Source organism: Devosia insulae DS-56, from assembly GCF_000970465.2.
Classification (GTDB): domain Bacteria; phylum Pseudomonadota; class Alphaproteobacteria; order Rhizobiales; family Devosiaceae; genus Devosia_A; species Devosia_A insulae.
Map to the genome: position 1 here is coordinate 1 of NZ_LAJE02000045.1, position 12821 is coordinate 12821.

Genomic DNA, 12821 nt, shown 5'->3' on the forward strand with positions numbered 1-12821 from the left:
TTTTTCTTCTTTCTGGCCGCTCGCCGCTTCCGTTCTTTCTGCCTGTCTCTTGGGCTCGCACCTGTGTCTCCGCCCCCGCCCCCTGGCGCCGCGCTGGCTCTGGCCGCCCGCCCGCTGGTTGGGCCTCCGGGCGAGCCGGTGGCTTCTCTGCCGGCTGTCGCCGGCCTTGGCGCCGCGCGCCGTGCTCTCGGTTTTCGCGCGCCCCTGGTTCTCTCGCCCGCCGCTCCGTTTTTGCTCCCCGCTCATATGCGGGTAGAGCGCGTAGGACTGGAACACCATCGCCATGCCACGCGCCGAGGGCAGCAGATGATCGCAGCGGGCGCCATCGATATGCACCTCGCCGCCGCTCACCTCTTCGAGCCCCGCCATCATCCGCAGCAAGGTGGATTTGCCGCAGCCGGACGGGCCGACGAACACCGTGAACGAGCCATCCTTGATGGTGAGGTCGATGCCGTGGATCACTTCCAGCGACTGGAAGCTCTTGGTCACCGCTTTGAGCTGGATTTCGGCCATGGGGTTACTGGAACTCAGGGGTCGCAACGGGGGCTGGGGCGGCGATGGTCCTGCCATCGACGATGATCTTCGTGTCGGGCTGCAGCGAGCCGCCCAGCAGCGCGATGCTGATCTCGGTGCCGGTGCGAGTGAGCGTGCCGAACGCGGTGCCCGCCGACCAGAACAGCCGGTAGTCGCCCCTGAGTTTCGGCGCAAAGCTCAGCCGCCCCGCAACGAAGTCGGCCTCGAGACCCGAAAAGGCGTTGACCAGCTGCCAGGCCGACATCGAGCGGGCGTAGTAGGAGCCGCATTCGATATCGTTCCACGGGTTGCGGGCCGCGCCGTCGTGCCGGTCGCGGGCAGCGCGGACGATGTCGAGCCCCTCGGCGACGAGGCCGTGCATGATCATGTGCGAGGCGGACATGTATTCGATGCCGGTCCACACCTCCTCAGCATAGGGCGCGGCGACCATCGGCTGGCGGATACCCTCGGGATAGGTGGCGATCAACAGCCCGCCTTCGTCCTCGAAGGCATAGTTGCGGCAGGGGTTGAAGTGGTCGGCGAGGGTGGGGCGGAAGTTGTTGGCATGGACCGAGCGCAACGCCGTCTCGATCCGGCCCTTATCGAGGAACTGGCCGATACCGGCGACTTCGGCGTGCCACTGCCCGAGGATCTGGTCGGAGATGCAGCCCTCGCCCATCTGGTACTTGATCTCGCCAAACTCGTCGGACCAGTAGACGTCCATAAAACTGTCGGCGAGGACGCCGGCGGCGCGACCCTCATCGAAGGGGGTGAGCACCGACTTGTCGGAAAGGTCGATCTTCTGGACGAACCAGCGGCCGTTGAACAGCTCGCGGTCGATATACTCGGCGCCGGCCTTGCCCATCCGCGCGGTGGTTGCGGCGAGCTCGTCATCGCCGACCACGGCAGCCATCTCCGAGGTGGCGAGCAGCGCCGCCACATACATCGAGCCGAGCCATGAGTTGGGTCCGAACAGCTCCATGTCGAGCGTCTGGTGCTGGCGGCCGGACAGGATGCCGGTCTGACCCGGATCCCAGCGGTCGGGGTTCGCCTCGCTCCAGGCATATTCGATGGCGCGTTTCACCTGCGGCCAGTAGCGCTTCAGCCACTCGGTGTCGCCGCTCAGCTTCCAGTCGCGAAACGTCTTGATGATGGCGCCGAAATGCCCGTCGGCGCAGGGGCCGATAATGTCGAAACCGTTGCCGAGCGGCAGCTTCTGGCGGAAGGTCAGGCCGCCGGATGGCAGCATGTTGTAAGTGAACTCGGTCTCGCGCAGGGTGCGCTCGATCGCCGGGAACAGGTGGGCGAGCGCCTGCTGGTAGTTCCACACATGCGTGCACGAGCCCTCGCAGGAGCCGTCAGCGGTGTGCTGGCCTTCCCAAGCCCAGAGCTCGCCGCCTTCGAGCCGGATCACCGTGGCGGTGCGGAGCAACGCCAGGGTGGCGCTCGCCGCGTCCTTCACTTCGGCCGGCAGCGTGCTGCCGAACAGGCCGTCGCGGAACGCCAGGGTGCGCCGCTTAAGCTCGTCCCAACGGCTGAGGGCATCGGTGGCAGTCGCCAGCGAGTCGGCCCATTGCGTAGAGTAATAGTTCGTCCAGGCCGGTGTTTCGCGATCCGGGATGATGCCATCGGGCTTGGGGCGGTGGGCCCAGTAGACGTCGCCCTTGGGGAAGTTCCACGAAATGACGAAGCGCACGGTGCGGCGTTCGCCCGCCGGCACGGTGATTTTCGCGCCCAGCGTCGTGTGCTCGGGCTGAAAGTACATGTGCTTCGTACGCGGCTTGTCGTAATGCCGGGTCGGGAGCGGGCCGGGGCGGGCGAACTCCTTCCAGTAGACGGCCAGGTCGTCGAACCACTGGCCGCGGAAGTGATAGTCGGTGTGCTCGACCAGTTCGGCGTCGGTCGCGATCGTCAGGTCGCCGCGCTCGGTTTCCTTGAGCTCGGGGTCATCCGAGGTGAGGTGCATCGCACTCACCCCGTGCGCCTGCCGGAAGCTGTTCCTGCCGCTGTTGGCGCCATAGTTCCCCAGCGTACCGGCAAGCGTGTAGGTCAGCGCATCGGGGCTGGTGTTGACGATCTCGAATTCCAGCATGGCGACAGGCATCGAGCTGTCGCGATCCTCATGCGGGATGAATGGCGAGAACGCCGTCAGCCGGACGCCGCCCGGGAAACGGTCGTCGGAAAACACCAGGTCGGCGGTGGGAAAGCGCCCGTAGAACTCGACGTTGCGGAAATGCGGCACGCCGACCAGGGTCTGGCGGTTGGCGCCATGCCCAAACCCATCGAACATCTTGCGCATTCCCGGCGCGCCGGCTGGGTTGAGGTCATAGGGGCCGTTGAGCACCCGGGCGTCGACGAGCTCGCCGTCCTTTTCGGCCTTGATGGCGAAATGCGAATAGCCGTTATAGCTCTGCAGCGCCGGACGATTGCGCAGCGACCAGTCGATCAGCCGGCCGCTGCCCGAGATGGAAAAGCCGCCCGAGCCGATGCCGCCCAGCGGGAAGGCAAGGTAGCGGGAACGCTCGCCGGCATAATGGAAGCGCGCGTCGATGGAGGCGAGATCGTCCCACATAAGGTGCAAAATCCTGGTTCTTAGTTCTTGATGCCGCTCATCGTGATGCCTTCGATCACGAACTTCTGGGCGACGAGGAAAAGCAGCACGACCGGCAGGATGGACATGCTCATCGCCGCCATCACCAAGGAGAGGCTGCCCGAGCCGAGATAGCCGCGCAGCACGTCCATCGCGACCGGCAGGGTCATCGAGGTCTCGCGGCCGAGCAGCACGCGAGCCTGGAAGTAGTAGTTCCAGGTCTGGGTGAAGGTGATGATGCCGAGCGCCGAGAGCGCCGGCCTGAGCTGCGGCAGCGAGATGCGCCAGAAGATCTTGAGATAGCCCGCGCCATCCATCAGCGCGGCTTCCTCGAGGGCCTTGGGCTGGCTCAGCATGAACTGGCGCATCAGGAACACCCCGAAGCTCGAGGTGAGGTACATGAGCCCGAGCCCGATCGGCTGGTTGATCAGCCCGACCTGCGCATAACCGAGATAGATCGGCAGGATCGTGACCTGCGCCGGGAACATCAGCCCGATCAGCAGGATGACGAACAGCGTGTCGCGGCCACGAAACTCGAGCCGCGCAAACGCGAAGGCGGCGAGCGTGCAGGTGACCAGCTGACCCACCGTCACCACCACCGCGATCAGCAGCGAGTTGCCGTAGATCTGGAGGAACGGCACGCGCGAGGCGAGCACGGCAGCATAGTTGGAGAAGTCGAGGCTGGTTGGCCAGAAGGTCGGCGGCAGCTTGTAGGCTTCCGATACCGGCTTGAACGACACCGAGAACAGCCACAGGAACGGCAGCAGCATGCCGATGGCGAGCACCGCGATGACCGCGATGATGGTGTAGTCCAGCCAGCGCCTGGCGGCCTGGGTCTGCATGGCAGTGTTCATCGCTGCACCCACTTGCGCGACAGCGCTTGCTGGATGGCGGTGATGACGAGGATGATCACCGTCATCACCACCGAAATGGCGGCGGCATAGCCGATCTGGAAGCTGCCAAAGCCCTGCTCGACGATGAGGATCGAGAGCGAGCGCGTCGCATCGCCCGGCCCGCCCTGGGTCAGGATGACGATCGACTCATAGACCTGCAGCGCGCCGATCGAGGCGTAGACGATGCAGAAGAACACCACCGGCGAGATGTAGGGCAGGGTGATGCGGAAGAACTGCCGCCAGGCCGGGGTGCCGTCCATCACCGCCGCTTCCATGATGCTCTTGGGCACACCCTGCAGCGCTGCGATGAAGATGATCATGAAGAAGCCGGTGTTCTTCCACACGTCCATGATGACGATCGAGGTCATGGCGGTCGAGGCATCGGTCAGCCAACGCACGGCGGGCAGGCCGAGCACCCGCAGGAAGTAGTTGATGACGCCGAGGTCGTCGCCGAAGAAGTAGCTCCAGACGATCGACACGAACGCCGCGGCGATGATCACCGGCAGGAAGAAGGCGAGCCGGAAGAAGTAGAGCAGCCAGCCCGGCATGGCGCGATTGAGCGCCAAAGCGAGGATCAGCCCGATCGAGACGTTGAAGGTCACCGCGAAGCAGGTGAAGCGCAGTGTGTTCCACAGGATCTCGAGCGAGCGCCGATCGGTGAAGAAGCGCTGGAAGTTCTCGAACCCGACCCAGCGCGAGCCGAGCATCGGATCGTAGTAGGCGAAGCTCAGGATCACCGTGAGGATCACCGGCGCCAGCACGAAGGTGAGGTAGAGCACCGAGGTGGGCAGCACGAACAGATACCCGGTCCGCGCCTGTATGCGGCGGAGATCGGATGGTCTTCGTGCTGCGGTCATGCTTGCTGTGATCATGGTGTTTGAACCTGACTGATAGAGACGGCCCCCTCCCGACTCCCCCATAAAGGGGGAGGTGAAGAGTCTGAGACTCTATCTTCGATAGTGCCAAGTACGCCGGCGGGGCACCTCCCCCTTGAAGGGGGAGGATGGGAGGGGGCCGCCTGTCTCAGTAGGCCCCCTCCACGGGAGGAACTCAGCCGCCCAACTGCTGCTTCAGGCGGGCGAAGGACTCGTTGAGTTCGGCGTCGGCGGTCTTGGTGCCGTCGGCGATGCTTTCCTGGCCCGACATCATCGCGGTGTAGTGCCGGATGAAGATCTTCTCGACTTCCTGGAAGTTGGCAGGCGAGGGTACGGCCGTCGTGAACGGCAGCGTCTCGTAGTAGAGGAAGGCGCTGGGCGGGAAGGCGAGGAATGCTTCGCTCGACGCCGCCGACTTGCGGCCCGGCACGCCACCGCCACGCTCGCCCTGCTCGCGCTGCGTCTCCTCGCTGGTGAGCTCGAGCACCAGCGCCTTGGCGAGATCGGCGTTCGGGGCGGACTTGGCGATCGCATAGGCGCCGAAGCCGATGACGGTCGCCTCCCTCTCCTTCATCGGCGGGATGGCGATGTCCATATTGACGTTGTTCTTCTTGGCATTCTGGACGATCCACTGGCCGCGGCTGATCATCGCCACCTGGCCGGCCATGAACTGGTTGTCCAGGGTCTCGGCGCCCGGAATGGGCGAGACGCCGTCGACATGGATCAGGTCGTAGAGGAACTGCAGCGTCTCGGCGACCTTGGGGTCGAGCATATTCGATGCGGTCCAATCCGCATTGAGCACGCCCGTGCCGTTGGAGAAGAACCACGGTTGGATGAAGAAGTTCTGGTTCGGCACTTCGTAGCCGAACTGGCTCACGTTGCCCGAGCCGTTCTTGACGGTGAGCGCCTTGGCGGTCTCGCGGAACTGCTCCCAGGTCCAACCGCGCGCCGGATAGGCCACGCCTGCCTTGTCGAACAGGTCGCGGTTGTAGTTGATCATGATGTTGTTCCAGCCGATGGGGATGTAGTTGATGTTCCCCTTGTACGAGCCCTGTTCGAACAGGCTGGGTGCGAAGTCCGAGAAGCCGGAATTGGCAGCGACGAAGTCGTTGAGCGGCAGGAACAGCCCACGCGCCGAGAAGGCCTGGAAGGTCTCGATGGCGGTGCCGTAGACATCGGCGGCCGAGCCCGAGGTGAACTGGCCGAGCACCTTGGTGACGTAGTCTCCCCAGCCGGTCGAGATCGGGTCGATCGAGACCTCGACCGTGACGTTCGGATAGGCCTTGTTGAAGCGCCCGATGGCGCTGTTGATGCCGGCGAGTTCGGCGTCGCCGCCGAAGGTCTGCAGCTTCAGCGTTGCGGTGACATCCGACTGCGCTGCGGCCCGGCCAAGGCCGAGACCGGCGCCTGCCGCCAGTGCCGCCGAAGACACCAGCAGGTTGCGGCGTGAAATCCTGATCATACTCAATCCTCCCTCTGCGCGAGCAGCGCATGTCGTTGACCGATCCCCCGGTCGAAACGTTTCGTGCTGCTGGTCTGATGTAGCGCCGGCTGGAGTCCCTCTCCATCCGCCGCTGGCCATTTGCGAACTCGAAACGTTTCGTATACTGCATTTCGCAACGCATTTGGCAAGGGCCACGGCGATCGAGGATTTGATTTGGCAACCATTCGGGATGTGGCAAGGCATGCAGGCGTGGCCATTTCCACGGCCTCGGCAGCGCTGAACCGTTCTGCTCCGGTGAGTGCCGATGTGATCGCCAAGGTCGAGGTGGCGGTGCGCGAACTGGGCTATGTGCCGCATGGCGGGGCGCAGAGCCTGAGGAGCGGCCAGTCGAGACTGATAGGCCTGATTGTCCCCTCGATCACCAACCCGCATTTCGCCGCGGTGTCCAAGATCATCGAGAATGTCTGCCTCAATGCCGGCTATCTCTCGATGGTGTTTTCCTCAGGCCAGGATTCAGAGCGCGAGAGCCACATCCTGCGCATGCTGCGCCAGCAGCGCGTCGCCGGGTTGATCATCATTCCCACCCGCTCCGACGCCGAGCACGGCGAGCGGCTCAAAGGCGAGATCCACGTTCCGACCGTCTTGCTCGACATGTATGTCGAGGGCCTCGCCTACAACGTCGTCAAGCTGGACAACGTCGCCGCGACCCGCATGGCGACCGACCACCTGATCAGCCTCGGCCATCGCCGCATCGCCGTCCTCACCGGTATCGCCGAACTCGCGACCAGCAAGGACCGCCTTGCCGGCTACCTCGAAGCGCATCGGGATGCCGGCCTCGCGGTCGACCCCGGCCTGCTGCTCAAGGGCGACTACGACCAGTCGCTGGCCGCCGACAGCGTGTCGGCGGTGATGCGCTCGCCCGAGCCGCCGACGGCGTTGCTCTCGATCTCCAACATGATGACGCTGGGAGCGCTGCATGCGCTGCACGATCTTGGGCTCTCGGCGCCGCGTGACCTCTCCATCGTCGGGGTCGACGATTTCGACTTTGCCGAGCTTCTCGCCCCGCCGCTGAGCGTCGTTCGCGTGCCACTTGCACCGATGGCCGAACGCGCCATCGCCATCATGCTCGACCTGATTGCCGGCCGCCGCCGTCCGAGCAGCCAGACGGACCTGTTCCTGCCCGAGCTGGTGCTGCGTGGCTCCACCACCACGGCGCCGGGATCGGGAAACTAGCGCGGTCGCGCAGGGGTCTGCGGCGCTTCACCGCGCCGTCGGCTGCTGAGAAAGCCAACTTCCTATCAGTCAGCGGGGCATAGCCCCTGAGGCGCCGCGCCGCGTTCCACAGTGGTCGGCAGCAAGGTCGCTTGACGGGTTCGCCCATCCGATATACCGATATATCAGTATGTGGGAGGCGCTAAGCCGCTCGTTGGGAGGACTGACATATGAACCATATTCGTAGGCTCCAGGCCGTGGCGCTGGCCAGCATAGCGCTGGCATTCTGGCAGGGCGGCGCATCGGCGCAGCAGGTGACGCTCGACCTGTGGTCCGAGCTTTCGGCGCCGCCGGAATCGACCGTGCTGAACAAGGTGGTCGACATGTTCAACGCGGCGAACCCCGATATCGTCGTCAAGCACACCTCGTTCGAGAATACCGCCTATGAGACGGCGCTGCGCACGGCCTTTGCCGGCGGCACGCCGCCCGATATCGCCGAGGTCAATGCCGGCTCGAACGCCTTCCAGTACGCGCAATCGGGGCAGCTGACCGACCTCACCGAGTTCGTCAAACCGATCGAGGAGAAGCTGCGCCCCGGCCTCGAGACCATGTACCAGTATGACGGCAAGTCCTATGGCGTGCTCTGGGGCCTGAAGCTCGGCAACATCCTCTACTACAACCCGGAAATGCTGAATGCGCAGGGCGTCGACCCGGCCTCGCTCGCCACCTGGGAAGGGTTCATGGCGGCCAGCAAGATGTTCCTCGATGCCGGGGTGACGCCGATCGCCTTCGGCGACCGCGACCAGTGGACCGGCAACCACTATTTCAACCACATCCTGCACGGTATCCTGAGTAAGGAGGAGTATGACCGGATTGGCCTGCAGACGCTCGATCCGTCGGTCACCTCCGCGATCAAGTGGAGCGATCCGAAGCCGGTTCGCGCCTGGGAGCTGTTCAAGGCGGTGGCCGATGCCGGCTACTTCACCGCGGGCTACCTGTCCGATGACAATGACACTGCCGCCGGCCTGTTCTTTTCGGGCAAGGCGCCGTTCTATTCGACCGGCAGCTGGGGCGTCGGCATGGCCAAGAACGCCGGCGCCGAGAACGTGGCGCTGACGCTGTTCCCGCCGGTGGCCGATAGCCCCGAGCCCACCGCGGTGGTGACCAACTCGCTGCTCTTCACCATCCCGAGCCCGAGCAAGGACGTCGAAGCGGCCAAGCGCTTCCTCGAGTTCCTCACCAGCGAACAAGTGCAGAAGCTCTATGTCGAGGAGAACTTCGACCTCAGCCCCTATGCCTATGACACCAGCGCCTGGACCATGGATCCGAGCCTGCGCCAGCTCGCGGGCTTGCTCGAAAACGCCCAGAACGCCTCGCCCTTCCTCGACATGATCGAGGACGTCAAGTGCATGCAGGAAAACGTCAACGAGGCCAATGTCGCTGTCCTCACCGGCGATCTCTCCCCGCAGGAAGCCGGCGACATCCACCAGGAATGCGTCGAAGGCCTCAGGGCCTCGCGCAACTGGTAACCTGAGTGCCGGGAGGCGGTCCCTGACGCCTCCCGGCATCGTCCATCGATTGGAGAAATGCCGTGCGCCGTTCGGGCCGGAGCAAATTCTACATCTGGCTGCTGCTCCCGGCCTTCTTCTTTTACACCGTGTTCTGGATGCTTCCGGCGGTGGTGGCGTTCCTCTCGAGCTTCACCCAATGGAACGGCGTCAGCCTCGCTTCGATCCGCTGGGTCGGGCTCGCCAACTATGCCGAGCTGTTCAACGACCGCTGGTTCTGGAACGCGCTGCGCAACAACCTGGTGTTCGTCGCGGTGGTGGTTTCCTCCATCGTCATCCTGGGGATGACCTATGCGCTGATCCTCAATTCCAAGCCGCGCGGCCACTCGGTGTTTTCGACCATCTTCTTCATCCCGATCGTGCTCTCGAGCGTGGTCATCGGGCTGCTGTTCACCCAGATGCTGAGCCCCACCGTCGGGCTGGTCGGGCCGGCGCTCAGCGCCATCGGCATGCCCGAGGCTGCCAACCACCAGTGGCTGGGCAGCCGCGACACGGCGCTGCCGATGATCATGGTGGTCTACATCTGGCGCGAGCTGGGCTTTGCCATCCTGCTGCTGATCGCCGGGCTGCAGACCATCCCCAAGGATTATCTCGAGGCGGCCCGCATCGATGGCGCCACCCCCTGGGACATCACCCGCTATGTCACGCTGCCGCTGATGCGGCCGATCCTGACGGTGGTGATCGTGCTCGCGACGACCAACGCGTTCCTCTTGTTCGACCTCGTCATCGTCATGACCAATGGCGGGCCGTTCCATGCGTCCGAAGTGCTGAGCGTCTTCATGTACTCGGAGGCCTTCCTCAAGGGTAACCCGGGCTATGGCACGGCGATCGCCATGCTGCTGTTCGTCATCATCCTCTGCGTCAGTGGGCTCCAACTGGCCCTCTCCGGCCGCGGCCAGAAGGCGAACTGAGCCATGTTCAAGTCACTGCCGCTCATCGTCCGCATCGGCGCCTACCTGCTGCTGAGCATCCTCGCACTGTCGATCCTGTTGCCCTTTGCCTGGATGATTGCCACGGCGCTCAAAACCACGGCCGAGATCAGCCAGTCGCCGTTCTCGCTGCCGGCGACGCCGAATTTCGGCGTCTTCGCCGAGGCCTGGCTGCAGGGCGATTTCACCCGGCTCTATCTTAATTCGCTCGGCATCACGGCTATTGCAGTCACCGGCATCGTCGCCTGCTGCAGCGCCGCCGGCTACGCGCTGGCGCATTTCGAGTTCCGGGCCAAGGAAGCGCTGTTCCTCTATTTCCTCGCCGGGATGATGATCCCGCCGCAGGTGATCCTGGTGCCCAGCTTCAAGATCATGGCGACGCTCGGGCTGGTGAACAGCTACTGGAGCGTCATCCTCACCTATTTCGCCTGGGTGCCGTTCGCCATCTTCTTCTTTCGCGCCTATTTTGCCGGCATTCCGCGCGAGCTGGCCGAGGCGGCGCGGGTCGAGGGCATTTCCGAGTGGGACATCTACCTCAGGGTGATGCTGCCGCTGGCCAGCCCCGCCATGGCGACCGTGGCGATCGTCTACTTCATCTGGATCTTCAACGATTTCATGTGGCCGCTGGTCTACCTGAACGACCAGTCGCTGCGCACGGTGACGCTCGGCATGATGGCCTTCCAGGGCAGCCATGCGGCGCTGATGAACCTCAAGGTCGCGGCGCTGCTGGTGGCCACCGCGCCACCGCTGATCATCTTCCTCATCTTCCGTCGCCAGATCCAGAGCGGGCTGGTCGAGGGCGCCCTCAAAGCCTGATTATTCAAGGGACAGTACATGTCGCTTCCGATCTACCGTTGGTCCGCCGGCGATGTCAGCAACGAACAGCTCCGGCACGGCCACCTGGTGCCGGCCCGCGGCTGCCGCGAGGCGGCTTCGGTCGGCTTTGACGGGTTCTCCGGTTATGTCTCGGGGCCACGCCCCGCGCTGCCAGCCGGCGCCTTCAGCCTCGTCGCGAGCCTCGCCGTCGCCGCCTATCCGTGGAACCTCTGTCCGCTGCTCGACCTGATGACGCTGGAGCGGGACGGCGGGGAATCCGGCTTCAGCCTCGCGCTCGACGATCGCGGCCGGCCGCGCTTTTCGATCGTCACCAGCACCGGCCTCCACGTGGTCAATAGCGAGGCGGCGCTCGAGCTCTATCGCTGGCACGACGTGGTGGCAATTTATGAGCCGGGCGTCGCCATCCGCCTGCTGCTCGATGGGCGCGAGATCGGCCGAGCCAGCGTCTCGGGCACCTACCGGCCACCCGAGGCGGCGGAGCTGCTGATCGGAAAAACCCGGCACGAGATCATCCCGACCGGTCCGATCCGGCCCTACGCCCACCTGCCGATAACCGTCTATTTCGACGGGCTGATCGAGGCGATCGAAATCCTGCCGGGGGCAGGGGCTCCGACTCTCGGCGCCGGCAGCAGCGCGGCGGCCGATATCGCCCCGCGCCGGCTGCCCGCCGGTCCGGCCGGGCCCGGGCGGTTCGGCGCCACCTATGAGCACCTCAAATATTACGATGCCTGGGATCGGCGCTGGCGGGTCGGTGAGCACCCCGATGTGCTGGTGCGCTTCGACAGGGAGGATTACCGCGTCGTGTTCTGGCGCGGCACCAACTACATCCCATGCTGGGTGTCGGGCGACGGCATCTGGTACACCAACGAGTTCAACGAGACCTGGGGCAACGGCGCCACCGGCTGCGCCGAGCCGATGTCGGACAAGCACTGCGCCTACTCGCACGTGCGCATCATCGAGAGCCACGAGGCGCGGGTCGTGGTGCACTGGCGTTACGCGCTGGTCGATGTGCTCGGTGTCCGGCCGCGGCAGGACCCGGTCAGCGGCTGGACCGATTTCACCGACGAGGTTTACACCATCTATCCCGATGGCAGCGCCATCCGCTCGATCACGCTGCACTCGACCCAGCCGATGGAATCGCACGAGTTCCAGGAATCGATCGTGGTGATGGGTCCCGGCCAGCGACCGGAGGATGTGCTGGAACTCGCGCCGGTGACGCTCGCCAACATGGCCGGCGAGGCGCACACCTATTCGTGGGTCAATGGCCGGCCGCGGCAGCTGCCCGAGCCACCGCGCGCCAATATCGCGCTGATCAACACCCGGTCGGCGCAGCGCCCCTATATGATCGTCTCGGACGCGCCGTGCCTGACCCGCGACGACGGCCCACAGCCCTCGCCGCTGTTCCCGCCCTACCACCACGAGACCCTCAGCGAGGGGCAGACCTTCCCCTGGTGGAACCACTGGCCGACCAGCGACATCCCGTCGGACGGCCGGCGGGCGGTGGCCGCCGATCGTGCTTCCCATTCCTCGGTGCTCACCGGCTCGGAATGGGCCGACTACCAGGTGACCCCGACGTCGCGACAGCGCCTCATGCTGCACGGCATGACCGGGCAGAAAGCCGAAGAGCTGGTGCCTCTCGCCGCCGCCTGGCTATCGCCACCGACAGCCTCCGGCGCCGAAGTCAGCTTCGATCCGGCAGAGAAGGCCTATGTGCTCGACGCTGCGGCGAACGTGACGTTCAGCCTCGCGGCGAGCGACGAGCAGCCGATCCTCAATCCGGCGTTTATCCTCAGGGGGTGCAAGGGTTCGGTCGAGGTGACGGTCGATGGTCGTCCGTTGCCGTCAGGAGCCGGGCTCCGGCAGGGTTGGCGGCACAGCGCCGAGCGCAGTGATCTGGTGCTGTGGATCGAGCTGACGGCAACGGAGCCGACGCAGTTCGGCTTCGCTGTCCGGGGCTGAA

The 12821-nt window shown here is 64.9% G+C and carries 10 protein-coding genes; 5 read left to right on the plus strand and 5 right to left on the minus strand.

The genetic code is table 11. From position 1 onward, the window contains the following. The 5 genes from VW23_RS02215 to VW23_RS02235 form a co-directional block, all read right to left on the minus strand. On the minus strand, positions 1 to 513 hold a 513-nt coding region (locus tag VW23_RS02215; protein ID WP_141728189.1), incomplete at its 3' end, for an ATP-binding cassette domain-containing protein. Between the two features lie 4 nt (positions 514 to 517). Next, a complete protein-coding gene (locus VW23_RS02220) occupies positions 518 to 3085 on the minus strand; it encodes a GH116 family glycosyl-hydrolase (protein ID WP_069907961.1) in 2568 nt (855 codons plus the stop codon). A 20-nt stretch (positions 3086 to 3105) separates the two neighbouring features. Next, positions 3106 to 3957, minus strand: a complete 852-nt coding sequence (locus VW23_RS02225; protein ID WP_069907962.1) for a carbohydrate ABC transporter permease — start codon at positions 3955 to 3957, stop codon at positions 3106 to 3108. Further along, the gene (locus VW23_RS02230; protein WP_069907981.1) at positions 3954 to 4853 is read right to left on the minus strand and encodes a carbohydrate ABC transporter permease; all 900 of its coding nucleotides are present in this window, start codon (positions 4851 to 4853) and stop codon (positions 3954 to 3956) included. The genes VW23_RS02225 and VW23_RS02230 overlap by 4 nt, the downstream gene beginning before the upstream one ends. Positions 4854 to 5046: 193 nt before the next feature. After that, positions 5047 to 6333 carry an ABC transporter substrate-binding protein gene (locus VW23_RS02235; protein WP_069907963.1) on the minus strand — a complete coding sequence of 429 codons (1287 nt, stop codon included), beginning with the start codon at positions 6331 to 6333 and terminating at the stop codon, positions 5047 to 5049. 213 nt (positions 6334 to 6546) lie between these two features. On the opposite strand from VW23_RS02235, the gene VW23_RS02240 reads away from it, so the two are divergent. The 5 genes from VW23_RS02240 (at position 6547) to VW23_RS02260 (ending at position 12820) form a co-directional block, all read left to right on the plus strand. Beyond that, positions 6547 to 7548 (plus strand): LacI family DNA-binding transcriptional regulator, encoded by a 1002-nt coding sequence (locus VW23_RS02240; protein WP_280138957.1) that lies wholly within the window; start codon positions 6547 to 6549, stop codon positions 7546 to 7548. A gap of 209 nt (positions 7549 to 7757) precedes the next feature. Next, positions 7758 to 9056, plus strand: coding sequence for an ABC transporter substrate-binding protein (locus tag VW23_RS02245; protein WP_069907965.1), 1299 nt, complete (start codon positions 7758 to 7760; stop codon positions 9054 to 9056). Positions 9057 to 9118: 62 nt separating this feature from the next. Further along, positions 9119 to 10006, plus strand: coding sequence for a carbohydrate ABC transporter permease (locus VW23_RS02250; protein WP_069907966.1), 888 nt, complete (start codon positions 9119 to 9121; stop codon positions 10004 to 10006). A 3-nt stretch (positions 10007 to 10009) separates the two neighbouring features. After that, positions 10010 to 10840 (plus strand): carbohydrate ABC transporter permease, encoded by an 831-nt coding sequence (locus VW23_RS02255; RefSeq protein ID WP_069907967.1) that lies wholly within the window; start codon positions 10010 to 10012, stop codon positions 10838 to 10840. A gap of 18 nt (positions 10841 to 10858) precedes the next feature. After that, on the plus strand, positions 10859 to 12820 hold the full coding sequence (locus VW23_RS02260) for a LamG-like jellyroll fold domain-containing protein (protein ID WP_069907968.1): 1962 nt from the start codon (positions 10859 to 10861) through the stop codon (positions 12818 to 12820). The last annotated feature ends 1 nt before the right edge of the window (position 12821 follow it).